The sequence below is a fragment of the Pseudolysinimonas kribbensis genome, assembly GCF_039531715.1.
In the GTDB taxonomy this organism is placed as follows: domain Bacteria; phylum Actinomycetota; class Actinomycetes; order Actinomycetales; family Microbacteriaceae; genus Pseudolysinimonas; species Pseudolysinimonas kribbensis.
The window spans coordinates 478,157-500,366 of sequence record NZ_BAAAQO010000003.1 but is presented as its reverse complement, the minus strand read 5'-3'; the positions used below and the strand labels follow the sequence as shown (position 1 = coordinate 500,366).

Genomic DNA, 22,210 nt, shown 5'->3' with positions numbered 1-22,210 from the left:
GCCCTAGGCTGTCGTCACCGCGGGAGTGGTGAAACCGGTAGACACGCAGGATTTAGGTTCCTGTGCCTTCGGGCGTGTGGGTTCGAGTCCCACCTTCCGCACGCAGCGCCCCACCACTGCACCCGAGAGGAGCCCGCATGAGCAGCCCCACCACTCCCGCCGCCGCCGGTTGGTATCCCGACGGCATGGGCGGTCAGCGCTACTGGGACGGCGCGCGGTGGACCGAGCACCACGCTCCCGCGCCGGCGCCGGTCGTCGTCGTGCGGCAGCCCTCCAACGGGTTCGCCGTGGCGGCGCTCGTGCTCGGCATCGTGGGATTCGTGCTGATGGGGATCCCGTTGTTCATCGGGTGGTTCCTCGGCGGGATCCCCGACATCCTCGCGGTCATCCTCGGCATCGTCGGGATCGTCAAGGCGCGTGAGCTGGGCAACCGCGGCCTCGCGCTCGCGATCGTCGGACTGTGCCTCGGCGGCGTGAGTCTGCTCTCGGTGTTCCTCGGTGCCGGGTCGGTCTGGTGACTCGGCGCTCCGCGACTCAGCGCTCCGGCGCGGTGGAGCGCCGCGCCTGCGCCGTGTAGTCGTAGGTGCGCAGCAGGTGCCACGGCCCGCCGTCGACGCCCTCCCGCACATCGAAGACGAGCGCGCGCCGCTGGTCGTCGACCGCTTGGAAGCGCCAGCCGCGCCACGCCGGCAACGGATGCGTGATCGCCGGATGCCAGGTGAGCTCGAAGATGTCGTCCGCGTCGAGCGGCGTCGGGGTGTCGTTCACCCGATAGCGCCGGCCCTCCCAGACGAGGCGCACCGGCATCCCGTTCACGGTCCAGACCGTCAGCTCCATGGCCCGCTCCTCTCGCGTATTCGAACACATGTTCGAGTGTTAACGAGGATGCAAGCCCGGCCGGCACAGTTCAAGCCCGGGCGGCGTGTCGCGCGCCCCATAGTGTGAGACCGTCATGACGCAGCAGCTCGAAGATCTGCTCGGCCAGGCCGGACCGATCCTGTTCTATGCGGCGGTCTGGGGCCTGGTGTTCGCCGGCACGGCACTCTTCGTCGGGATCGTGCTGCCGTTCCTCACCGGCGACTCGCTGCTCTTCGCGGCCGGGATCGTCGCCGGACTGCTGCCGGATCGCATCTCGATCTGGATCCTCGCCGTCGGGGTCGGTATCGCCGCGGTGCTGGGCGACCAGGTGGGATTCGTGCTCGGGCGCCACCTCGGCCGTCCGTACCTGACGCGGCGGAAGGGGCGCTGGACGCGCGTCGCCGTCGCGAAGACCGAACGGTTCTACCAGCTGTTCGGCTGGTGGTCCGTCGTGATCGGCCGGTACATCCCCTGGGGTCGGGTCTTCGTGCCGCCGGTGGCGGGCATCGGCGGGATGGCGTACTGGCGCTTCCTGACCGCCAACGCCGTCGGAGCCGTGAGCTGGGGTGTGCTCATCACGGTGATCGGGTACTTCGCGGCGTCGACCCCCGCGGTCCGGCCGATCTCGTACGCGGTCGCCGGCGTCGTGATCCTCGCGTCGATCGTGGCCGGCATCCGGGCCTGGGTGCTCGAGCGGCGCCGCCGGGACTCCGCTGAGAGCACGCCGGAATCGCCCGAGGAGTCGGCGATCTGAGCACCGCTCTGGGACGATGGGGACGTGCCGTCTGCAATCGAGGATTACGCGCTCATCGGCGACTGTCACACCGCCGCACTCGTCGGGCGTGACGGCTCCATCGACTGGCTCTGTCTTCCGCGGTTCGACTCGTCGTCGACCTTCGGAGCCCTGCTCGGCACGTCCGACCACGGCTGCTGGAGCCTGCGTCCCGTCGGCGCCGAGACCTGCACGAGCCGCGGTTATCGCGCGGGCACGTTCATCCTCGAGAGCCGGTGGGAGACGCCGACCGGCACCGTCGAGGTGATCGACCTCATGCCGATGGGGGATCGCCGACCCGACGTGATCCGGCGGGTGCGCGGCGTCTCCGGAACGGTCCGGATGCGGCAGGAGCTGCGCATCCGGTTCGGCTACGCCGACGCGCTGCCCTGGGTGCGCAAGGTCGACGAGCAGGATGAGGAGGGTCACGCGAGCCGCGCTCTCGTCGCGGTCGCCGGTCCGGACTCGGTCGTCGTGCGCGGGCCGCGCCTCGAACCCGAGGACCACATGCACTCGGGCGAGTTCGACGTCGCCGAGGGCGAGACCGTCGACATCGTGATGACCTGGTTCCCCTCGCACCGGGAGCCGCCGCGGCCGGTCTCCGTCGACGGTCAGATCGCCGACACCGAGACCTGGTGGCGCGAGTGGCGCACCGATCCCGAGATCGACGACCGCGACATCCCGGAGTATCACGACGCCGTCGAGCGATCGCTGCTCGTGTTGCGCGCGCTGACCGACGAGGACACCGGCGGCATCGTGGCCGCCGCGACGACGAGCCTGCCCGAGAACGTCGGCGGCGAGCGCAATTGGGACTACCGCTACGTCTGGCTGCGCGACGCATCGCTCACGCTCGACGCCCTCATGCGGCACGGCGGCTTCCGTGCGGAGGTGCATCACTGGCGCGACTGGCTGCTGCGTGCGATCGCGGGAGACCCGGGCGATCTGCAGATCGTCTACGGCATCGCGGGCGAGCGCCGCCTGGCGGAGTGGGAGGTCGGCACCCTCCCCGGCTACCGCGGCTCCACGCCCGTGCGGGTCGGCAACGCCGCCTACCTGCAATTCCAGGGCGACATCTTCGGCGAGGTCATGCTCGCACTGGATCTCGCCCGCCGGGTCGGCATCGAGGACGACCGCTTCTCCTGGGCGCTGCAGGTGGCGATCCTCGAGTACCTCGAGTCGGCTCTCGATCGGCCCGACCACGGCATCTGGGAGATGCGCGGGCCCGAGCGGATGTTCACGCAGTCGCGCGCCATGATGTGGGCCGCATTCGATCGCGGCGTCGCGGGGGTCCGCGAGCACGGGCTGGAGGGTCCGGCCGAGAAGTGGGCCGGGCTGCGGGACCACCTGCGCAACGAGATCGAGGAGCAGGGCTTCGACAAGGACCGCAACGCGTACGTGCAGTACTACGGCAGCACCGAGGTCGACGCCTCGCTACTCACCCTCTCGGCCATCGGCTACGTCGCCGCCGACCATCCGCGCATGCTGGGCACGGTCGCCGCGATCGAGCACGACCTCATGCGCGACGGGCTGCTGCGCCGGTACCGCACCGAGGCCGACACCGACGGCGTCTCCGGAGACGAGCACCCCTTCCTCGCCTGCTCGTTCTGGCTCGTACAGCAGTACGCGGCATCCGGGCGGCTCGACGAGGCGACCGCGCTCATGGACCGGCTGGTCGCGCTGCGCAACGACGTCGGCCTGCTCTCGGAGCAGTACGACGTGACGAGCGGCGCGCAGACCGGCAACACTCCCCAGGCCCTGTCGCACCTCGCGCTGCTCCGGTCGGCCGACGCGATCGCGACGGCGCGCACGGGGCGCCCGTCCGTGCCGGGTCTTTAGCGAGCTCCCAGGGACTACTGTGGGCGGAATGCTCTCGACCGTCGCGCACCTGCCCTCGGCCCTGATCCCGTGGCTCGATCCGAGCCATCTGCTCACGACGGTCGGCCCGTGGGCGCTGGTCATCGTCTGCGGGTTCGTGTTCGCCGAGACCGGCCTGCTGGTCGGGTTCATCCTCCCGGGCGACACCCTGCTCGTGATCTCGGGCGTGCTGAGCTTTCCGGGCGCCCACAAGGTCATGCCGTTCAACATCGCGATCGTGGCGCTGCTCATCGTCGTCGCGGCGTTCCTCGGCGGCGAACTCGGCTATCTCATCGGGCGCAAGGCGGGCCCGCCCATCTTCGAGCGCAAGGAGAGCGGTCTCTTCAGCCGCAAGAACGTCGAACGCACCAACGCGTTCTTCGAGCGCTTCGGCGGGGTCGCGGTGATCGTCGCCCGGTTCGTGCCGATCGTGCGCACCTTCGCGCCGGTCGCCGCGGGCGTCGGCCACATGCCGTGGCGGCGCTACTCGCTCTACAACGCGATCGGGGCGGTGCTCTGGGGCGCAGGGCTGACGGTGCTCGGGTATCTGCTGAACTACATCCCGCCGCTGCGCGACTTCGTCACCAACTACATCGACGTGATCCTGGTCTGCGCCGCGCTGATCGCGATCGTGCCGACGACGTACCACGCCATCCGGTCGGGGATCGCCGCCCGCCGCGCCCGCCGCGCCGGCGTCAAGCCCCTCGACGAGACGCAGGCGAGGCTCGACGCGTCGGTGTGGGAGCGGCGTCGTCGCGACGAGGCCGGCCCCCGCTAACCGGCGATCGTCAGCGCGAGCAGCGCGACGTTCAGCCCCACGAGCAGCACGGCGGCCACGCCCGCGAGCGCGGTCGTCCACCAGCGGTTGGCGTTCTCGCCGAGCAGCCCGCGCTGCGCCGTGAGCCAGACCAGCGGCACGAGTGCGAACGGGATGCCGAACGACAACGCGACCTGACTCAGCACGAGCGCGAGGGTGGGGTCGACGCCGAGCACCAGCAGAAGGAGCGCCGGCAGGAGCGTGATCCCCCGGCGCAGCAGCAACGGGATCCGGCGCCGCAACAGGCCCGCCATGATCTCGGCGCCCGCGTAGGCGCCGACCGACGTCGACGCGAGCCCGGATGCCAGCAGCCCCACCGCGAACAGGGTCGCCACGACCGGTCCGAGCGCGTCGCCGATCGCCTGCCAGGCGCCGGGGATGGTGCTGGTGCCCTCGACGCCCCGCAGCGTCGACGCCGACAGCAGCAGGATGACGACGTTCACGGTTCCGGCGACGGCGAGCGCGATGCTGACATCGATGCGCGTGGCGACGAGCACCCGTCGACGCTGCGCGGGCGGCACCAGGCCGAACCGGTCGCGCGTCAGTGCGGAGTGCGCGTAGATCGCGTGCGGCATGACCGTGGCACCGACGATCGACGCGGCGAGCAGCACCGAACCCGTGCCCTCGAAGTGCGGGAGCAGCCCCGCGGTCGCCTGCGCACCGTCGATCGGCGCCGCGACGATGCCGGCGCAGAAGCCGACCGCGATGACGACGACCATCCCGGTGACGACCCGCTCGAACGTCGTCGACCCGCGGCGATCGTGCAGCGCGAGCAGCACCATCGACACCACGCCCGTGATCACCCCACCGAGCACGAGCGGCAGGCCGAACAGCAGCTGGAGGGCGATCGCTCCGCCGAGCACCTCGGCGATGTCGGTCGCCATGGCGACGAGCTCCGCCTGCACCCAGAAGGCGACCCGGGCGACCGGATGCCGCATCCGCTCCCCCAGCAGCCCCGGCAGGCTCCGCCCCGTCGACAGCCCGAGCTTGGCCGACAGGTACTGCACGAGCCACGCCGTCGCGTTCGCGACCACGACCACCCACACGAGCAGGTAGCCGAAGCGGGCGCCGGCCGTCACGTTGCTCGCGACATTGCCCGGATCGAGGTACGCGACCCCGGCGACCATCGCCGGCCCCAGCAGGGTGACGAGCCGGGCCGGTCGCACAGCGCCGGACGCGGTCACCCGTACCGGCGGCGCAGGAACTCGACGAGCTGCCCGAACGCGCGCGCCCGGTGGCTCACGGCGTTCTTCTCGGCCATCGTCATCTGGGCGGAGCTGCGCTGCTCGCCCTCGCCGGCGAAGACCGGGTCGTAGCCGTGCCCGTTCTCACCCACGGGCGCGGTCAGCACCCGGCCCGGCCACTCGCCGCGTTCGAGGTGCTCGAACCCGCCGTCCGCGAGCGCGGCGACGCAGACGAAGCGTGCGGTGCGGTCGCTGACGCCCTCGAGGCTCGCGAGCAGGTGCGCGTTGTTAGCGGCGTCGCTCTTCTCGCCGCCGGCGAGCTGCGAGTAGCGGGCGGAGAAGATGCCCGGGGCGCCGCCCAGCGCGTCGACGGCGATCCCCGAATCGTCGGCCAGCGCCGGCAGCCCGGTGAACGCCGCGGCGGCGCGGGCCTTGATGAGCGCGTTCGCCTCGAACGTGTCGCCGTCCTCGACCGGCGCCGGCCCGTCGTACCCGACCAGCTCGTGCGGCCCGAGCCGGTCGCCCAGGATGCGCCGGAGCTCGGCGAGCTTGCCCGCGTTGTGCGTGGCGAGCACGAAGGTGGTCACGGAAGGCCCAGGGCGGTCCGCTGGATGCGCGCGAGCTCGGCCGTTCCCGACACCGCCAGGTCGAGCAGCGCGTTCAGCTCGGTGCGGTCGAACGGCGCGTGCTCGGCGGTGCCCTGCACCTCGATGAAGGCGCCCGAGCCGGTGACGACGACGTTCATGTCGGTCTCGGCGCGCACGTCCTCCTCGTAGGGGAGGTCGAGCCGCGGCTCGCCGTCGATGATGCCGACGCTCACGGCGCTCACGGAATCCCGGAGGGCGAGCGCCTTCTTGCCGATGAACCCGCGCTCCCGGCCCCACTCGACGGCGTCGTGGAGCGCCACGTACGCGCCGGTGATCGCGGCGGTGCGGGTGCCGCCATCCGCCTGCAGCACGTCGCAGTCGATCACGAGGGTGTTCTCGCCGAGCGCCTTGGTGTCGATGATGCCGCGCAGGCTGCGCCCGATGAGGCGGGAGATCTCGTGGGTGCGGCCGCCGACCCGGCCCTTGACCGACTCGCGGTCCATGCGGTCGTTCGTCGAACGGGGCAGCATCGCGTACTCCGCGGTGACCCAGCCGGTGCCCTTGCCCATGAGCCAGCGCGGCACGCCGTTCGTGAAGCTCGCAGTGCACAGCACGCGCGTGCGGCCGAACGAGATGAGGGCGCTGCCCTCGGCCTGCTCGCTCCAGCCCCGCTCGATGGTCACGGGGCGAAGCTGGTCGGCGGTGCGGCCGTCGGCTCGGGTCATGGGGGGGCTCCTCGGGGTCGGGTTCAGGGCTGCGGGATGACGATGGCGCCGGTCTCGAACGTCTCGACGTGGCGCACCTCGGGGCCGAGGAAGCGCGCGGCGAGACGCTTGAACCCGGCCTCATCGGAGCCCGTGGACTCGAAGCGGTGCTGCGCCTCGCCGGCCGAGCGCGCGATCCCGTGGGTCACCAGCTCGCGGTAGACGTCGGCCGCGGTCTCGTCGGCGCTCGACACGAGGCGCACATCGGCACCCATCACATACTGGATGGCCGCCGACATGAGCGGGTAGTGGGTGCAGCCGAGCACCAGGGTGTCGACGCCGGCGTCGCGCAGCGGCGCGAGGTACTCCTCGGCGACGGCGAACAGCTCGGGACCGCTCGTCACGCCCGCCTCCACGAATTCGACGAAGCGCGGGCACGCCTGCTCGAACAGCTCGAGGCCGGGGGCCGCGGCGAACGCGTCCTCGTAGGCGCGGCTCTGGATCGTGCCGTCGGTGCCGATCACGCCGACCCGGCCGTTGCGGGTGGCGCGGACCGCGGCCCGCACGGCCGGCCGAATGACCTCGACGACCGGGATGCCGGCGGCGGCCTCGTAGCGCTCGCGGGCGTCGTGCAGCATGGCCGCGCTCGCGGTGTTGCAGGCGATGACGAGCGCCTTCACCCCGCGATCGACGAGGTCGTCGAGCACGGCGAGTGCGTACGCGCGCACCTCGGCGATGGACTTGGGGCCGTAGGGCGAGTGCGCGGTGTCGCCGACGTAGAGGATCGACTCGTGCGGCAGCTGATCGATGACCGCGCGCGCGACGGTCAGCCCGCCGACCCCGGAGTCGAACACCCCGATCGGTGCGTCGATGCCGGCCACGTCATCAGCCTACTGAGCGGGTCGGGCAGCGGCCGACGGCCGCATATCCAGAGCGTCACTAGGCTCGATCGCGTGACCAGCTCCCTGCTGACGGACCGGTACGAGCTGACGATGATCGACGCGGCACTGCGCGACGGGCGGGGTCACGAGCGCAGCGTCTTCGAACTCTTCGCGCGCCGGCTTCCGACCGGCCGGCGCTATGGCGTCGTCGCCGGCACGGGCCGGTTCCTCGAGCTGCTGCAGGAGTTCCGGTTCTCAGGCGACGACCTCGCGTTCCTGAAGCGCGAACGGGTCGTGCACGACGACACGCTCGACTGGCTCGAGGGCTACCGCTTCTCGGGCGACGTGCGCGGCTACGCGGAGGGCGAGCTCTACTTCCCCGGATCGCCGATCCTCGTCGTCGAGGGCGGTTTCGCCGAGGCGGTCGTACTCGAGACGCTCGCGCTGTCGGTGTTCAACTACGACTCGGCCGTCGCCTCCGCGGCGGCGCGCATGGTGCAGGCGGCCGAGGGGCGGCCGCTGTCCGAGATGGGATCGCGGCGCACCGGCGAGCGGTCAGCGATCGCCGCCGCGCGCGCCGCGTACATCGCCGGGTTCGCGGCCACCTCCAACCTCGAGGCCGGACGCGAGTGGGGCATCCCGACGATGGGGACCGCAGCGCACGCGTTCACGCTCCTGTACGAGAACGAGCGGGACGCCTTCCGGGCGCAGGTCGCCGCCATGGGAGCGGGCACGACGCTCCTCGTCGACACCTATGACATCCCGACCGGCGTCGAGAACGCGGTCGCCGCCGCCGGCACGCAGCTCGGTGCGGTGCGCATCGACTCCGGCGACCTCGGCATCATCGTCGACCAGGTGCGCGCCCAGCTCGACCGCCTCGGTGCGACGAACACCCGGATCGTGGTCACCAACGACCTCGACGAGCACGCGATCGCGGGGCTGCGCTCGGCCGCCGTGGACAGCTACGGCGTGGGCACGTCGCTCGTGACCGGCTCGGGGGCGCCCGCCGCGGGGATGGTCTACAAGCTCGTCGCGCACCTCGGCGACGACGGCGGGTGGCTGCAGGTGGGCAAGACCTCCGAGGGCAAGGCGACCGTCGGCGGTCGCAAGCAGCCGGTGCGCGCGCTGCACGACGGCGCCGCGACCGGGGAGGACATCTACGTCGAGGACCCGCCGATCGACGCCGCAGCGGGACGCCCGCTGCTCGTCGACCTCGTGCGCGGGGGCGAGGCGGATGCGACCCGCCTCGGCCACGACGGCGTGCTCCGCGCGCGCGCCCACCACGCGGCCGCGATCGCGGAGCTTCCCGTCGAGGCGCTCTCCCTCGCCCGCGGCGAGCCCGCGCTCCCCACCCGCTACCTCTGACCCGCGCTTCGCGCCCGTCGCGCCCGTCGCGCGCGCGTCGCTCCCCTCATCGACCCCAATTGGTCTGCGTGAGCGCCGTCACGCCCCCGATCGCGCACAATGAACGGCTCAACGCCGCAACACCGGGATGCGTTCGAGCCGGACCATCGAGCGATCCAGCCATCCCCTCCCGCGCAGCCGCTGGCCGATGCGCGCGACGGTCTCCCGCGTGCGGTCGAAGAGGTCGTCCGCGGTGACGTGGGCCAGCACCACGCCGTGGTCGGCGATCCGCTCGTGGCGATGCACATCGGCCCGATGCTGCGTCCGTTCGCGGTGATGATCGCCATCGTACTCGGCACCCACGCCGAACTCCGGCCAGAAGAGGTCGATGAGCACGCCGCGGAGCTCGGCGTTGAGCTCGGGTTCCGGGAGCCCGGCGCAGCCCGCGACTACGCGGAGCAACGACTCCGGGCGCGACCACGCGCCGGCGCGTGCGAGGCTCAGGGCACGCCGCAGGTCGGTCACCCCGGGCACATGCCGACGCCGATCCACCGCCGCGATGAGATCGGGCCGGGTGGCCAGCGGCCGCACGTCCCTGTTGGGCAGCCCGGTGATCAGGAAGTCGGCTGCGGCCACGAGGTCCGGCGTCGACAGCACCCCCGCGAGCGAACACCAGGTGTCGGCGGGAGAAAGCACTCGCAAGCCGGCGCACTGCGTGATGGATACGAGGTCGGGGTCGTGGCGATGTCCGACGACTCCGCGACCGCGCGCCTGAGGGCGCTCGAGCGGCGACGATATGTGCAGGCGCTGGTCGCCGATCCACGGCAGCGGGATGCCCCACAACCGTGCCGCCGTGGTCGACGAGAATGCGGCGCGAGTGGCCATCTTCGTTGCGTACGCGCGGCACAGCGCATCGTGGCCGTCGACGCGGCCGACGACGCGGACGCCGTGAAACGGTGAGGTCAGCTGCTCCGATCGCAGGAGCTCACGGCCGAGCCCGAGCTCGAGTGCGTCGCGGACCCGGAAGGTCTCGGCCGGCCATCGCGTCATCCGGCGATGATGACGTCGTCTCGGCCGCCTCTGACGCCCGCTCAGGGTTGAGTGTGCGCAATCGGGAGTGTGCTCAGCCTGAGGAGGACCAATTAGGGGGAGACGCCGCGCGGGCGGCGCGAGACGCGGGGCGGGCGAGACGCTGGGCGCGGGAGGCGGCGCGGGTTACTTCATGCGCTCGTAGATCGCCTTGCAGTCGGGGCAGACCGGGAACTTCTCGGGATCGCGGCCCGGCACCCACACCTTGCCGCAGAGGGCGCGCACCGGCTTGCCGGTGACCGCCGACTCCACGATCTTCTCCTTCTGCACGTAGTGGGCGAAGCGGTCGTGGTCGCCGTCCTCGGTGAGCTCGTCGTTCAGGAGCTCCTCGAGCTCGCGGTCGAGCACATCGGTGCCGCCGCCGGCGGTGTCCGGGGACTGCGGGTCGCTCATGCGCCCTAGTTTCGCATGGTGAAGGCGAGGAGTTCCGGCCCGCGTCGGTCGAAACCGCGCCCCCCGCCCCGGATGCCGAGCGCCAGCGTCGCCCCCCCGAACACGACGCCCGCGAGCAGCGACACCCAGTTCCACGCGCCGGGCACGCCCGCGAGCCACAGCCCCGCGGCCGCGAACGCGGGCAGCGCCGTCACCAGGACGAGCAGCAGCGACAGCGCCTGCGCCGCCCCGCCCGCGCCATCCGCCGTCTGGGGATGACGGAACGCCCCGTCACCGGGCCGCGGCGCCGCGTACGGCAGCTGCGCCGACACCCCGCTGCCGACGCCGACACTGCCGAGCAGCAGCGCGAGATTCACCCCGACCACGGCGGGCAGGATCGTCCAGTCTCCGTGCCCCCAGGCGGTGAGCGGCGCGCCGACGAGCACGAGCAGGGCCCCGAGGACGAGCGGGGGCCACATCCGGCCGATCCGGTCGTGCACGCCGCGCGTGCTGGCGGCGAGGTGCTGCCAGAGCGCCGTGTGGTCGTACGCGACGTCGTTGTGCGACGTCGACCAGGCCAGCACGATGACCATCACGGGCAGCGGCACGAGCACGCCCGCCGGGAAGGGCACACCGCCGACCCACATCGCGAGGAGCATGAGGATCGGGATGGCGGGCAGCGTCGCGACGACCGTGCGGTAGCGCGGGTCGCGGGCCCAGTACGTGAAGCTGCGCGCCGTGATCGCGCCGGCGGGGGTCGACGGCGTGCGGCCGAACCACCCGGGCGCATGGCGGGCCACCGCGACCCGCCGCTGCGGCCAGGTCGCGCGCTGCTGGAGCACGACGACGAGCGACCACACCGCGGCCAGCACGACGATCGTGCCGACCCCGATCAGGATCGCACTGCCGACCCGGTCGCCCTGCCCGAGCAGGCGGTACGAGGGCGCCGCCCAGAGCGCCCCGAAGGGTGAGCCGGCCATCGCGTCGATCGCGGGCGACGAGTCGATGGGACGGATGACGCTCAGCGCGATCCGCACCCCGGGCGCGATCCGGTCCGGCACCAGCAGGAACGCGCGCGTCAGGATCACCGCGACGGCGGGCACGATCGCCGCCACCATGAGCACGACGGCCACGGCGCGCACCCAGCGGCCCAGCCGCCGGCGCGAGCGCAGTGCGGCGCCGATCGCCGCGCCGATCCGCAGGCTGAGAAGCGTCTGCACCACCAGCAGCACGGCGCAGCCGAGGGTGAGCGCGGCATCCGCACCCCGCCAGACGCCGAGCGGGGCGAGCACGACCGCGATCACGAGCACGGCGGGACCGATGAGCGTGAACGCCGCGAGCACGGGGATGAGCACGGCGCGCGGCATCCGATACCCGATGAAGCCGCGCGCGGGCATGAGCTCTCGGCGCGCCAGGATGATCGGCACGAGCAGCGCCGCCAGCGAGCCGACCGCGCCGAGCCCGATGATGGAGCGGGCCATGAACTGCGGGCCGCTGCCCTGCAGCATCCGGATGCCGGCGAACGCGAGCGCCACCACCAGGATCGCGACGAGCAGGCCCACGACCCGCACCGCCACGTCGCGGCGAGCGCCCCGGAACAGGTTCGCGACGAGCCGCAGTCTCAGTCGGAGAAGCTCTGCAACCACTCCATGCCCTCCACCGCGGTCGCCCCGCCGGCGAGTTCGACGAACCGGTCCTCGAGTGTGGTGCCGTCGAGCACCTCGGACATCGGGCCGGCGGCGAGCAGTCGCCCCTCGGCGATGATCGCGACGTTGTCGCAGACGCGCTCGATGAGATCCATGCTGTGGCTGGAGAGCAGGACCGTGCCGCCGACCTGGGCGAACTTCTTGAGCACGTCGATCACGAGCTGCGCCGACACCGGGTCGACGGACTCGAACGGCTCGTCGAGCACCAGCAAGCGGGGGCTGTGGATCATCGCCGCCGCGATCGCGATCTTCTTGACCATGCCGGCGGAGAAGTCGGAGACGAAGCGCCGGGATGCCGACTCCAGTCCGAAGGCCTGCACGAGGTCCGCCGCGCGGCGAGCGACGGTCGCGCGGTCGAGGCCGTGCAGCGCACCCGCGTGGTGCAGGAACTCGGTGCCCGTGAGACGGTCGAAGAGGCGGAGGCGATCGGGGAGCACGCCGAGCGAGCTCTTCGCGGTCGCGGGGTCGGTCCACACGTCGGCGCCGTCGATGAGCACGGTGCCCGAGTCGGGGCGCAGCAGGCCCGTCACCATCGCGAGGGTCGTCGTCTTGCCGGCGCCGTTCGGGCCGACGAAACCGTAGAAGCAGCCGCGCGGCACGTCGAGGTCGACCCCGTCGACGGCGGTCACGGAGCCGAAGTGCTTGGTCAGCCCGCGGATCGCCAGGGCGAGGTCACCGGCAGGCTCGCCGAGCGGGGCGAGGGTCGGGGCCGCGCGCGGCGCGGGCTCCGGCTCGAACACCGGCATCGCCTCGAGCTCCGGCTCGGGCGCAGGCTCCGATCGCGGCGCGAGCTCCGGCTCGGCTGATGCGCTGTCCGCCTCGGTCGCGAGAGAGAGGTCGGCGACAGGGGCGAGCTCGGTCCGCTCCTCGGTGCCGGGCTCCTCGGTCACCACGGTCGCGGCGGCGGCGCGGCCGATCGTTCCGGATCGCGCGGTCGACCGCGACGACCCGGCCGCCGGCGAGGACGCGGCGCGAACGGGGGTGCGCCCCGACGAGGCCTTGCCCGGCTTGCCCGACCTGCCCGAGGCTTTGGCCGACGGGACCGTGTCCGACGAGGACGCGGCGGGGGCGGTCTTCGCGGTCGGCGGACGGCGACCGGCGGAGCCGCTGCGGGCGGTCGATGCACGCCCCGTCCGGCCCGGCGAGGCCGGTGTCGGCTCGTCGGGCTGGGCATCCACGGGTCCACCCTATCCGGCAGGTGAGGACCCGTCGGGTGGGGGTTTGCCGTATTACAAAACGGGAACGCTTAGGCAACGTCCAGGGGTTCGTTATCGACCGGAAGGTAAACTCATCACGGCACATCGGGGTGTCATCGCCGTTCCGACGCACTCCGTCCGGGCGGCGTTTCCATGAGATCACCTCCGAGGAGAGACCCCATCATGACCACGCAGATCGTCATCCTGGCCGCCGGAATGGGCAGCCGTCTGGGCCGCTCCCTGCCCAAGCCGCTCACCGAGCTGAACGACGGCCGCACGATCATGCAGCAGCAGCACGACAACATCCGTCAGGCCTTCGGCCGCGACGCCAGGATCACGGTCGTCGTGGGCTACAAGTACGAGCACATCGTCGAGGCCTTCCCCGACGACGACTTCGTCTACAACGAGCAGTACGACGAGACCAACACGTCGAAGTCGCTGCTGCGTGCCCTCACCGCCTCCAAGGACGGCGGCGTGCTCTGGATGAACGGCGACGTCGTGTTCGATCCCGAGGTGCTCGTGCGCGCCGGCGACCTGGTCGCGCGCGACGAGAGCTTCGTGACGGTCAACACCGCGAAGGTCTCCGATGAGGAGGTCAAGTACACGGTGGATGCCGCCGGGTCGATCCGGGAGCTCTCGAAGACCGTCGAGGGCGGCCTCGGCGAGGCGGTCGGCATCAACTACGTGTCGAGCCGCGACAAGGCGGCGCTGCTGCGTCACCTGCACCGGGTCGGCGCCCAGGACTACTTCGAGCGCGGGATCGAGCTCGCCATCGCCCAGGACCGTCTGAAGTTCCAGCCGGTCGACATCTCCGACCTCTACGCCGTCGAGATCGACTTCGCCGAGGACCTGGAGCGCGCGAACCTCTTCGTCTGACTCACGACTCCTTCAGCGGGCACCACGCGCCCGCTGGATAGGGTGATCGCGTGACCACGACGACCGCCGCGCCCTCCCCGGCGCAGCGGCGTTCCGCGGCCGAGCGCTACTGGCGCTCGCTGTGGCTGCTGACCGTGCGCGACCTGCGCGTGCGGTACACGACGTCGTTCCTCGGGTACCTGTGGTCGATCATCGACCCGCTACTCATGGCCTGCATCTACTACTTCGTGTTCGTGCTCGTCTTCCGCCGGCAGGGGACGCTCGGCGAGGAGCCGTACATCGTCTTCCTCGTCTCCGGCCTGCTGCCCTGGATGTGGTTCAGCAACGCGGTGACCGACTGCACCAAGGCGTTCACCCGCGAGGCGAAGCTGCTGCGCTCGACCACCATCCCGCGCACGATCTGGGTGGCGCGCATGGTGCTGTCCAAGGGCATCGAGTTCGTCATCAGCATCCCGGTGCTGATCCTGTTCGCCGTCGTGTTCGGCGCGGCGTTCCACTGGCAGACGGTGCTCTGGCTGCTCGCGGTCGTCCTGCAGGCGGCCCTGCTGATGGGGATCGGACTCATCGTGGCGCCCCTCGTCGTGTTCTTCCGCGACCTGGAGCGCGCCATCCGGCTCGTCCTGCGCCTGCTGTTCTACGCGACGCCCATCGTCTACAGCTTCGATCAGCTCGACCACCTCGGCGCGATCAAGACGGTCGCCGCCTTCAACCCGCTGAGCGGGATCATGGGCCTGTATCGCAGCGCGTTCTTCCCGCAGGATCTCGACTGGTTCTCGGTCGGCGCGAGCGCCCTCGTCGCGATCGTGCTGCTCGTCGTCGGGGTGTTCGTGTTCCGCGGCAGCATCCGCACGGTGCTCAAGGAGATCTGATGGCGAGCCCGTACCCCGCGGAGGGCACCATCCGCGTCGACGACATCGGCATCCGGTTCAAACGCAACCGGAGCGGTCGGCGCAGCTTCAAGGACCTGTTCGCCGACCGGTCACGGCGCGCGAAACCGGGTGAGTTCTGGGCCATGCGGCACGTGTCGTTCGAGGTGGCGCCGGGCGAGGCGATCGGCGTGGTCGGCCGCAACGGTCAGGGCAAGTCGACGCTGCTCAAGCTCGTCGCGCGGGTGATGCTGCCCGACGAGGGCCGCATCGAGGTCGAGGGCGGCGTGGCACCGCTCATCGAGATCACGGGCGGCTTCGTCAACGACCTCAGCGTGCGCGACAACGTCTACCTGACCGCGGGACTGCACGGGATGTCGAAACGCGAGATCGACGCGGCGTTCGACGAGATCATCGACTTCGCCGAGATCGCCGACTTCGCCGACACCCCGTACAAGCACCTGTCGAGCGGCATGAAGGTGCGGATCGCGTTCTCGGTCATCGCGCGGCTCGAGGAGCCCATCCTGCTGGTCGACGAGGTCCTGGCGGTCGGCGACAAGGCGTTCCGCGAGAAGTGCTACCGCCGCATCGACGAGATGCTCGTCGGCGGGCGCACGCTGTTCTTCGTCTCCCACAACGAGAAGGACCTGCTGCGCTTCTGCCGGCGCGGCCTCTACCTCGACCGCGGCGAGCTGAAGCTGGACGCTCCCATCCAGGAGGTCATCGACCGGTACAACGCCGACTACCTTGTGAAGGGTGCCTGAGCCCGACCCCGGCGACCTCGAGCCGATCACGCTGCACCCGCGAGTGGTGCAGGCGCTCGACCGGGTGCTCGCGCTGCAGCGACCGGTCGTGCTGGCGCACATCCGCTCGATCCGGGCGCGGCGGCCCGCGGCATCCCCCGCGGAGCTCATCACCTCGCTCGAGCGGCGTTACCTCGCCGCAGTGACCGGCGGTGGCGCGGCCGTCGGCGCCACCGCGGCGATCCCCGCGGTCGGCACCGCCGCATCGCTTGCGATCTCCGGCGCCGAGACGCTCGGCTTCCTCGAGGCGAGCGCTCTGTTCGCGCAGTCGGTGACCGAGGTGCACGGCATCGCGATCACCGACCCCGAGCGCGCCCGCACCCTCGTCATGGCGATGATGCTCGGCACCGGGGGCCAGGATCTGGTCCGCCAGCTCGCCGGCCAGGCCGCCGGCGGTGAGAACCGCACCCGGTTCTGGGGGGAACTGGTCGGCAAGCAGTTGCCGCGGGTGGCCGTCGACCGGATCGGCGAGAAGATCCGCCACGCATTCCTGCGGCGGTTCGCGGTGACGCAGGGCGGCACCCTCGTCGGACGGGCACTGCCGTTCGGCATCGGCGCCGTCGTCGGCGGCACGGGCAACCACCTGCTCGGCCGCAAGGTCGTGCAGTCGGCGCGGTCGGCGTTCGGCCCTGCGCCGGCCACCTTCCCGGAGGAGCTCGCCGTCATACTGCGCGCGTCCCGGCCTCGACGGGTCGGGGTGCCGGATGCGCTGCGCCGCTTGCCGAAGCGCCTGCCGTTGCCATCGCGGGCGGCGGATCACCCCCCGCGGGACCGCCACTCGGCCTGAGTCGCGCCCCGTCGTTACGCCGGCATTACGGGCGATGGATAGCGTCGCGCCATGCCACGGCGTCCCCTCGTCGCGCTGGCCGTCAGCGCCGCGCTCGTCCTGAGCGCGCTGTCCGCGTGCGCACCGGCCTCCTCTCGAACCGCGCCGCCCGACGGAGCCCCGGAGCACGCGCGGTTCGGTGCGCCCGCCAAGCCGGACGGCCGCACGCTGCAGCTGCAGGATGACGTGGTCACCGTCGGCGGCGGACGCAACGCCGTGTGGGGCGCGAGCTCCGACGGCACCACCTGGACTCTCGACGGCAACGCCCCCGGCATGGACAAGCTGGCCGTCGACAAGATCCTGCTCGCCACCGGCTACGCGACCGGTCGCGTCGTGCAGATCACCCGGCACGGCGACAAGACCGACGTGGTGCTCGCCCCGATCGCACTGACCGACCTCGTGAAGAACGGCGAGGTGCGCTTCGACCAGGACGTCAAGCCCGACCAGCTGCAGGTGCAGGGCTTCGACGGCGGCACGGTGCAGGACGCGAAACCGCGGGCGGACGGCAGCATCGCCCCGACCGCGTACGTGCGCCGCGCCGACCGGCCCGATCCCGCGGATCCGCTCGCCGACAAGCCGCTGCCCGTGCCCGCGAAGGAGTTCTCGCATGAGACCGAGGACTGGAAGCTCTCCGGCGGGACAGCACGCGACGGCCTCCACTTCTCGGTCGAGACCGAGGCAGCCGGACTCAAGGTGTTCGGCACCGCGACCCTGCTGTTCGACGCGCTGCACATCAACCTCGGCACCGTGATCGCGAACTCGATCGCAGGAGGTGCGACCGGACGGGTCTCCGGCATCCAGGGCGTGCGGGTCGACCTCCAGGCCGGATCGCAGAACAAGGGCGGCAGCACGATCAAGAAGGAGTTCAAGCTGCCCTTCGAGATCCCGGTGCAGACGCTCATCGGCGGGGTGCCGGTGTTCGCCAAGTTCACGACCGCGGTCACCGTCGACGCGGGCCTCGTCGGCACGGATGCGACCATCACCGGCGCGGGCGAATGGCACCTCGGTGCGCCCCTGTCGATGTCGATCAACGGCCAGGCGGTGAACTCCGACACATCGCAGGACCTCAAGGTCGTGCACAGCATCATGGACTCGATCAGCGGCATCGCCCTCGGCGGCGCGGTGTTCAACCTCGGGTTCAAGGTGACGATGATGACCGGGATCGGCGCCCCCTACTTCGGCGCCGGTGTCTTCGCGTCGTTCATCGTCACCGTCGGCATCGGGATCGGCTCCGCGCTCGGGTCGCCGTTCGCGCTGTGCAGATCGGCGAGCTACGACATGGCGCTCGGCACCGGCTACGGCATCGTGACCGAGCCGAACATCCTGACGGCCCTCCTCGAGCGCGTGCCCCATGTGAAGGACGTTCTGCCCGACAAGGACCTGACCCGCCAGGCGACGAAGTCGATCCTGCACCGGAAGCAGACGATGCCCGACGACGCCGTGTGCAACGGCGGCGCCGACGACTGAGGCCCCTCCCCCGGACGGGCGGTGCGGTGGCCTCCACAGACCTCGCGCCGCGGTCGGATGCCGCTCCTAGCTTTCGGGATGTGGAGCCCTACCGTGTGCCGTTCCTCTTCGATCGGAGCCGCGCGCCTGCCTACCGCCTGGTCAACATCGGCGCGGAGCGCCTGCGCGGTGTGACGGTGGCCCTGGTCGACTCGGGTGTGATGTCGCCCGTGATGCCCGGCGCCCTCGAACCGACCCAGGCGATCGAGCTGCAGATACGCGGCGAGCACTTGGAGCTGAATGCGACCCTCCTGGTGCGCTGGCTGCGGCCGAGCGGCGACGAGTACCTCTGGCGGGTGTGCTTCTGACTACGCCTTCGACCGTCGCTCGCGCTCCCGCACATAGTCGGCGGCGGCGTAGCTGACCCGCGAGGGCGGCAGCTGGTCGACGGTCATCCCGCGCAGGAACTCGCCCGGATCAACGCCGAGCACCCCGGCGAGGCGCACGAGCGTCTCCAGGTTGGGGTTGCCCATCCCCCGCTCGATGCGGCCGTAGTGGGCGACGTTGATGCCGGCGAGGTTCGCGGCATCCATTTGCGTGATGCCCACGCGCTGCCGTTCCGCCAGCACTCGCTCGCCCAGCAGGCGAGCGGCGTCGAAGGCGGCGGGCATGCGTCATGCCTATCGGCCGTGTCGGATGGTTGCGAGATGCTAGAAACGTGATTGTTTAATGCATCACGCTCGAAAGCACAGACGATCGGAGGAACGGAATCGCCATGGATGTCCGTTCGATGATCGAGACGTACTTCTCGAGCGCTCGCCAGATCCTCGCGACCCCCGGCGCCAAGCCGGAGTCTTCGCTCTATCCCGGGTTCCACGCACTGTTAGAACAGACAGCTCTGTTCCTGGGCGAGCCGACCGTTTCGTTCGTCTCGCAAGCGGACGCCGAGTCGATCGGCATCCCGGACTGGCGGGTGAGCAAGGCGGGCGAACTGCTGGGCTGGATCGAGTTGAAGTCACCACACAAGCGCCTTGATGCACTGAGCGGACACGATCTGGAGCAGAAGGGGCGGTTTGTCGACGGGCTGAGCAACCTCATCCTGACCAACGGGTGGCAATGGCAGCACTACCAAGATGGTCGCCTAGTGACATCGGTAACGGCTGGCTCTCCGGAGAGCTTCGAGGCGACTGCGCTGCCGACGGCACTGGATGAGTCGGACACGCAACGGTTCCAAGATCTCTTCGCCGGATTTCTCGCGTCGACACTCGTCGATTACACGTCCGTCGGCGCGGCGGTCTCCGCCCTCGCGGTCAGAGCTCGTGCGATCCGCAACGGACTTACCGAGATCGGCGAAGCGGGGGCGGGTCCAAACCTCTTGGAGCTTCGTGACAGCTTCAGGAGCCTGGTCTTCCGGAATGGCCAGACCTTCGACTGGCCGCGCTTCGTCGACAGTTACGTGCAGATCGCAGTGTTCGGAGCACTTCTCTGGCGGCTGGAGTCAAAAAAGCCGATCTCGCTTCTGCTCCAGGTGGGTCTGAAGCAAGGTGTTCACCCGCTGCTCTACCAGTGCCTGAAAATCCTCTGGTCGGCGGATTCGCGACCCGAGATCCTCGAGCCGGTGCTCGAGGGTCTCGTGCAGACCATCAACCTCATCCCGCCTTCACTCTTCGAGCCGCCTGCTGCGGAAAGGGAATACCAACGGGTCCCGGATCCGATCGTCCACGCCTACGAGCCATTCTTCGCCGTATACGACTCAAAGGGCAGGGAGGCAGCGGGGGTCTACTACACCCCGATCGAGGTCGTCCAGCAGATTGTGTCAGGGGTCGAATCGATTCTGATCGGAACTCTGGGACGTAACGATGGGCTGCTCGATCCGGGCGCCAAGTTCGTCGATCCAGCCACGGGAACGGGTACCTTCCTTCTCGGCCTCGCCGAGGCAGTTGGCGACATCGCTCGGTCACAAGGGCTTCCTCCCGATGCTGTCATCCATGATCTCGTCACAAAGAGAGTCGCCGCATTCGAGATCCTGCCCGGCCCCTACACGATCGCGCATCAGCGAATGGAAACCTTGCTCGAGTCCTACGGGGCCCCCGCGGACGAGAAGCTGCCCATCTATCTCACGGACACGCTGGCCGCACCGGAGACCGGAATGCTCTTCGACTCTGACTTCGGAGTTGCAGCGAGTGAGCTGCTGAAAGAACGGAGTCGAGCGGACGACGTCAAGACCTCCGATGAGGTTCTGATCGTCCTGGGCAACCCTCCTTACGAACGCCTCCCGAAGGCAGCAGCACTCGAGCCGTTCGCCGTCAAGCTCTGGGAAACTCTCGTCGCTGCCACGCCTCTCGACCACCGCCAAGACCTGAAGAGTGCGCGGGATCTCTTTGTCGCGTTCTGGTTGTGGTCCATGTGGCTTCTCCAGCCGCCCGCGATCCGCACCTCCGGAGCACAGTCACCGACCATCGACGCGAAGACCGCTGATGGCATCATCGCGTTCGTCACGAACCGGACGTGGATCCAAGGACGCTCTCTCCGTGGTCTCCGGTCGATCGCGGCGGCAGGTGCCCGCGAAATGTGGATCCTGGATCTGGGCGGGGACACTCGTGGCGCAGATGGTGCCAATGACTTCGGCGGCGGCGACGCGAACGTATTCGACATCCAGACCGGCGTCGCCATCGTGTGGCTTGTATTCGATCGCGAATATCAGGGTCAACCTGTTGTCCGCTATCGACGCCTGTTCGGCAACCGGGCAGCCAAGTACCGTGCTCTTCGTCGGACTTTCGATCCCGCGGACTTCGACGTCGTCGACGGCCGACCCGAAGACCGGTTGACCCCGGTCATGTGGGACTCCGTGCAGCTGTCGGAGGCTCCCCTGCTTTCTCAGTTGTGGGCCGACGAAGCCGAGACGGGATTCCAGACTGCGCGCGACAAGTCGGCATACTCTCCCATTGGGGTCGATGCGGCCGATGTCTATGCGGAAACCGTGTCGTCCCCTGGTAAAGCTGCCCTTCGCACCGGCCGGCTGGCGGAGTGGGCCGCGCTGAATAAGGATGTTCGCGCCGCTGGGTGGTCGACTGCGCAGAGCAGACGCGCCAATCGCCATGCACCCGACCCGAGCCAGCTCAGGGTCAGTCGCCTACGCGAAGTTCAGTACCGACCACTTGACCGCCGCTGGCTGTACGACGATCCTTCATGGGTCGACTGGTATCGCGAAGACCTCCACGGAATCTATCGGGACGGGCCGGTGGCGACCCTTGTCACCAACCCTCGCGGTCATGGGGCAGGTCCGGCTGCGGTCCACACCTCGGTGATGCCTGAACAACACTCCTTCAACAATCGCGGGGGAAAGGGCGTCTGGGCTCTGTGGCACCCGGCCGACACCGCCGCCGCGTTCGAGGATCCCGACCCGAGATCAATCGTGGGGGACCGTCGGGTGGGGTTCAGTCGCAGCGTTCTGGACTGGCTAGATCAGATCGGACGCCAGTATCGATTTGACGACGCATATGCCTACATTCTCGCCATCCTCACCGCGTCCGATTACACGGCACGCAACTGGCGCGCGCTTGACTCGGAGGAGCCGCGCGTTCCGCTCACGTTGGACGTCGAGCTGTTCGATCTCGGCGCCAGCATCGGCCAACGGGCGCGTCGAGCGTGGGACCTCGAAGCGCCCTTCTCGGGAACTTCGTGGGGCGGAAACACCTCCGCTGAGCCCTTCGGCCGAGCCATTTGGAGGGATGACCAATTGACCTTCGCCAATGGTCGTGTGCTCGCGCGTGTACCGGAGGAAGCCTGGAACTGGAAGGTCAGTGGGTTCCGAGTTCTTGAGAACTGGGCCCGGGCGCGAGCCGGTTGGAGGATGACCACGGCTCACGCAAAGAGCGCGCAGGCCGTGGTGGACTCGATCGTGGAGCTCATCGCGGTGAGCGAGGCTGCGAACGCAATTCTCCGGCGGTTTCCACCGACAACCACCTGAGAGCACCAGCCTGCCGTCGCGCTTGACTAGGGCGCCATACCTCGCTCTCTTCGATCGAG

The 22,210-nt window shown here is 70.1% G+C and carries 21 protein-coding genes, 1 tRNA gene and 1 pseudogene; 13 read left to right on the top strand and 10 right to left on the bottom strand.

Translation table 11 applies throughout. From position 1 onward, the window contains the following. Positions 1-19: 19 nt before the first annotated feature. Together ABD285_RS08960 and ABD285_RS08955 are read left to right on the top strand one after the other, a co-directional pair. Positions 20-101 (top strand) — tRNA-Leu (locus ABD285_RS08960). A 36-nt stretch (positions 102-137) separates the two neighbouring features. Next, positions 138-518, top strand: coding sequence for a DUF2510 domain-containing protein (locus tag ABD285_RS08955; RefSeq protein ID WP_284252832.1), 381 nt, complete (start codon positions 138-140; stop codon positions 516-518). A gap of 16 nt (positions 519-534) precedes the next feature. Here ABD285_RS08955 and ABD285_RS08950 read toward each other — a convergent pair whose 3' ends face one another. Further along, positions 535-837: a hypothetical protein gene (locus ABD285_RS08950; protein WP_284252834.1), complete on the bottom strand. Its 303-nt coding sequence runs from the start codon at positions 835-837 to the stop codon at positions 535-537. Positions 838-952: 115 nt separating this feature from the next. On the opposite strand from ABD285_RS08950, the gene ABD285_RS08945 reads away from it, so the two are divergent. The 3 genes and pseudogenes from ABD285_RS08945 (at position 953) to ABD285_RS08935 (ending at position 4,262) form a co-directional block, all read left to right on the top strand. After that, entirely contained in the window at positions 953-1,612 is a 660-nt protein-coding gene (locus ABD285_RS08945; protein WP_284252836.1) for a DedA family protein, read from the top strand. A 15-nt stretch (positions 1,613-1,627) separates the two neighbouring features. Continuing rightward, positions 1,628-3,466 (top strand): annotated as a pseudogene (locus ABD285_RS08940) (glycoside hydrolase family 15 protein); the annotation flags it as partial. 28 nt (positions 3,467-3,494) lie between these two features. After that, entirely contained in the window at positions 3,495-4,262 is a 768-nt protein-coding gene (locus tag ABD285_RS08935) for a DedA family protein (protein WP_284252838.1), read from the top strand. On the opposite strand, the gene ABD285_RS08930 is transcribed toward ABD285_RS08935, so the two are convergent. From ABD285_RS08930 to murI, 4 genes are read right to left on the bottom strand one after another with little or no spacing between them, the layout of a single operon-like run. After that, positions 4,259-5,428 carry an Nramp family divalent metal transporter gene (locus tag ABD285_RS08930; RefSeq protein WP_284255580.1) on the bottom strand — a complete coding sequence of 390 codons (1,170 nt, stop codon included), beginning with the start codon at positions 5,426-5,428 and terminating at the stop codon, positions 4,259-4,261. The two genes, ABD285_RS08935 and ABD285_RS08930, sit on opposite strands and share 4 nt — an antisense overlap. Before the next feature lie 53 nt (positions 5,429-5,481). Then, entirely contained in the window at positions 5,482-6,072 is a 591-nt protein-coding gene (gene rdgB, locus ABD285_RS08925; RefSeq protein ID WP_284252840.1) for an RdgB/HAM1 family non-canonical purine NTP pyrophosphatase, read from the bottom strand. Next, complete coding sequence (gene rph / locus ABD285_RS08920; protein ID WP_284252842.1) at positions 6,069-6,797, bottom strand: ribonuclease PH; 729 nt, start codon at positions 6,795-6,797, stop codon at positions 6,069-6,071. The genes rdgB and rph overlap by 4 nt, the downstream gene beginning before the upstream one ends. Before the next feature lie 23 nt (positions 6,798-6,820). After that, positions 6,821-7,657 carry a glutamate racemase gene (gene murI / locus ABD285_RS08915; protein ID WP_284252844.1) on the bottom strand — a complete coding sequence of 279 codons (837 nt, stop codon included), beginning with the start codon at positions 7,655-7,657 and terminating at the stop codon, positions 6,821-6,823. A 45-nt stretch (positions 7,658-7,702) separates the two neighbouring features. On the opposite strand from murI, the gene ABD285_RS08910 reads away from it, so the two are divergent. Continuing rightward, positions 7,703-9,022, top strand: a complete 1,320-nt coding sequence (locus ABD285_RS08910; RefSeq protein ID WP_344202474.1) for a nicotinate phosphoribosyltransferase — start codon at positions 7,703-7,705, stop codon at positions 9,020-9,022. A 108-nt stretch (positions 9,023-9,130) separates the two neighbouring features. On the opposite strand, the gene ABD285_RS08905 is transcribed toward ABD285_RS08910, so the two are convergent. The 4 genes from ABD285_RS08905 to ABD285_RS08890 all read right to left on the bottom strand — a co-directional run bounded on the left by ABD285_RS08905 (position 9,131) and on the right by ABD285_RS08890 (position 13,346). Continuing rightward, positions 9,131-10,051: a hypothetical protein gene (locus tag ABD285_RS08905; RefSeq protein WP_284252846.1), complete on the bottom strand. Its 921-nt coding sequence runs from the start codon at positions 10,049-10,051 to the stop codon at positions 9,131-9,133. Positions 10,052-10,216: 165 nt separating this feature from the next. Beyond that, entirely contained in the window at positions 10,217-10,483 is a 267-nt protein-coding gene (locus tag ABD285_RS08900; protein ID WP_284252848.1) for a DUF3039 domain-containing protein, read from the bottom strand. A gap of 5 nt (positions 10,484-10,488) precedes the next feature. Further along, on the bottom strand, positions 10,489-12,108 hold the full coding sequence (locus ABD285_RS08895) for a hypothetical protein (protein ID WP_344202050.1): 1,620 nt from the start codon (positions 12,106-12,108) through the stop codon (positions 10,489-10,491). Continuing rightward, the gene (locus ABD285_RS08890) at positions 12,084-13,346 is read right to left on the bottom strand and encodes an ABC transporter ATP-binding protein (protein ID WP_344202047.1); all 1,263 of its coding nucleotides are present in this window, start codon (positions 13,344-13,346) and stop codon (positions 12,084-12,086) included. Before ABD285_RS08890 ends, ABD285_RS08895 begins: the two co-directional genes overlap by 25 nt. A gap of 201 nt (positions 13,347-13,547) precedes the next feature. On the opposite strand from ABD285_RS08890, the gene ABD285_RS08885 reads away from it, so the two are divergent. The 6 genes from ABD285_RS08885 (at position 13,548) to ABD285_RS08860 (ending at position 18,549) form a co-directional block, all read left to right on the top strand. Next, entirely contained in the window at positions 13,548-14,240 is a 693-nt protein-coding gene (locus ABD285_RS08885; RefSeq protein ID WP_284252851.1) for a phosphocholine cytidylyltransferase family protein, read from the top strand. Between the two features lie 50 nt (positions 14,241-14,290). Continuing rightward, complete coding sequence (locus tag ABD285_RS08880) at positions 14,291-15,109, top strand: ABC transporter permease (protein ID WP_284252852.1); 819 nt, start codon at positions 14,291-14,293, stop codon at positions 15,107-15,109. Further along, complete coding sequence (locus ABD285_RS08875; protein ID WP_284252853.1) at positions 15,109-15,870, top strand: ABC transporter ATP-binding protein; 762 nt, start codon at positions 15,109-15,111, stop codon at positions 15,868-15,870. The genes ABD285_RS08880 and ABD285_RS08875 overlap by 1 nt, the downstream gene beginning before the upstream one ends. Next, entirely contained in the window at positions 15,863-16,696 is an 834-nt protein-coding gene (locus ABD285_RS08870; RefSeq protein WP_344202040.1) for a hypothetical protein, read from the top strand. The genes ABD285_RS08875 and ABD285_RS08870 overlap by 8 nt, the downstream gene beginning before the upstream one ends. A gap of 51 nt (positions 16,697-16,747) precedes the next feature. Then, positions 16,748-18,202 carry a hypothetical protein gene (locus ABD285_RS08865; RefSeq protein WP_344202037.1) on the top strand — a complete coding sequence of 485 codons (1,455 nt, stop codon included), beginning with the start codon at positions 16,748-16,750 and terminating at the stop codon, positions 18,200-18,202. 80 nt (positions 18,203-18,282) lie between these two features. Next, on the top strand, positions 18,283-18,549 hold the full coding sequence (locus tag ABD285_RS08860) for a hypothetical protein (protein WP_284252856.1): 267 nt from the start codon (positions 18,283-18,285) through the stop codon (positions 18,547-18,549). On the opposite strand, the gene ABD285_RS08855 is transcribed toward ABD285_RS08860, so the two are convergent. Next, positions 18,550-18,852 carry a helix-turn-helix domain-containing protein gene (locus ABD285_RS08855; RefSeq protein WP_284252857.1) on the bottom strand — a complete coding sequence of 101 codons (303 nt, stop codon included), beginning with the start codon at positions 18,850-18,852 and terminating at the stop codon, positions 18,550-18,552. It abuts the gene before it with no gap. A gap of 119 nt (positions 18,853-18,971) precedes the next feature. Here ABD285_RS08855 and ABD285_RS08850 point away from each other — a divergent pair, with 119 nt between their 5' ends. Beyond that, positions 18,972-22,151 (top strand): type ISP restriction/modification enzyme, encoded by a 3,180-nt coding sequence (locus ABD285_RS08850; RefSeq protein WP_344202032.1) that lies wholly within the window; start codon positions 18,972-18,974, stop codon positions 22,149-22,151. Positions 22,152-22,210 lie beyond the last annotated feature (59 nt).

What these genes read in the sequence shown, in the direction of transcription:
- ABD285_RS08875 (WP_284252853.1), top strand. Translation starts at nt 15,109, where the DNA reads ATGGCGAGCCCGTACCCCGCGGAGGGCACCATCCGCGTCGACGACATC.
- ABD285_RS08855 (WP_284252857.1), bottom strand. Translation starts at nt 18,852, where the DNA reads ATGCCCGCCGCCTTCGACGCCGCTCGCCTGCTGGGCGAGCGAGTGCTG.
- ABD285_RS08900 (WP_284252848.1), bottom strand. Translation starts at nt 10,483, where the DNA reads ATGAGCGACCCGCAGTCCCCGGACACCGCCGGCGGCGGCACCGATGTG.
- ABD285_RS08850 (WP_344202032.1), top strand. Translation starts at nt 18,972, where the DNA reads ATGATCGAGACGTACTTCTCGAGCGCTCGCCAGATCCTCGCGACCCCC.
- rph (WP_284252842.1), bottom strand. Translation starts at nt 6,797, where the DNA reads ATGACCCGAGCCGACGGCCGCACCGCCGACCAGCTTCGCCCCGTGACC.
- ABD285_RS08935 (WP_284252838.1), top strand. Translation starts at nt 3,495, where the DNA reads ATGCTCTCGACCGTCGCGCACCTGCCCTCGGCCCTGATCCCGTGGCTC.
- ABD285_RS08955 (WP_284252832.1), top strand. Translation starts at nt 138, where the DNA reads ATGAGCAGCCCCACCACTCCCGCCGCCGCCGGTTGGTATCCCGACGGC.
- ABD285_RS08905 (WP_284252846.1), bottom strand. Translation starts at nt 10,051, where the DNA reads ATGACGCGATGGCCGGCCGAGACCTTCCGGGTCCGCGACGCACTCGAG.
- ABD285_RS08930 (WP_284255580.1), bottom strand. Translation starts at nt 5,428, where the DNA reads ATGGTCGCCGGGGTCGCGTACCTCGATCCGGGCAATGTCGCGAGCAAC.
- ABD285_RS08950 (WP_284252834.1), bottom strand. Translation starts at nt 837, where the DNA reads ATGGAGCTGACGGTCTGGACCGTGAACGGGATGCCGGTGCGCCTCGTC.
- ABD285_RS08885 (WP_284252851.1), top strand. Translation starts at nt 13,548, where the DNA reads ATGACCACGCAGATCGTCATCCTGGCCGCCGGAATGGGCAGCCGTCTG.
- ABD285_RS08865 (WP_344202037.1), top strand. Translation starts at nt 16,748, where the DNA reads ATGCCACGGCGTCCCCTCGTCGCGCTGGCCGTCAGCGCCGCGCTCGTC.
- ABD285_RS08945 (WP_284252836.1), top strand. Translation starts at nt 953, where the DNA reads ATGACGCAGCAGCTCGAAGATCTGCTCGGCCAGGCCGGACCGATCCTG.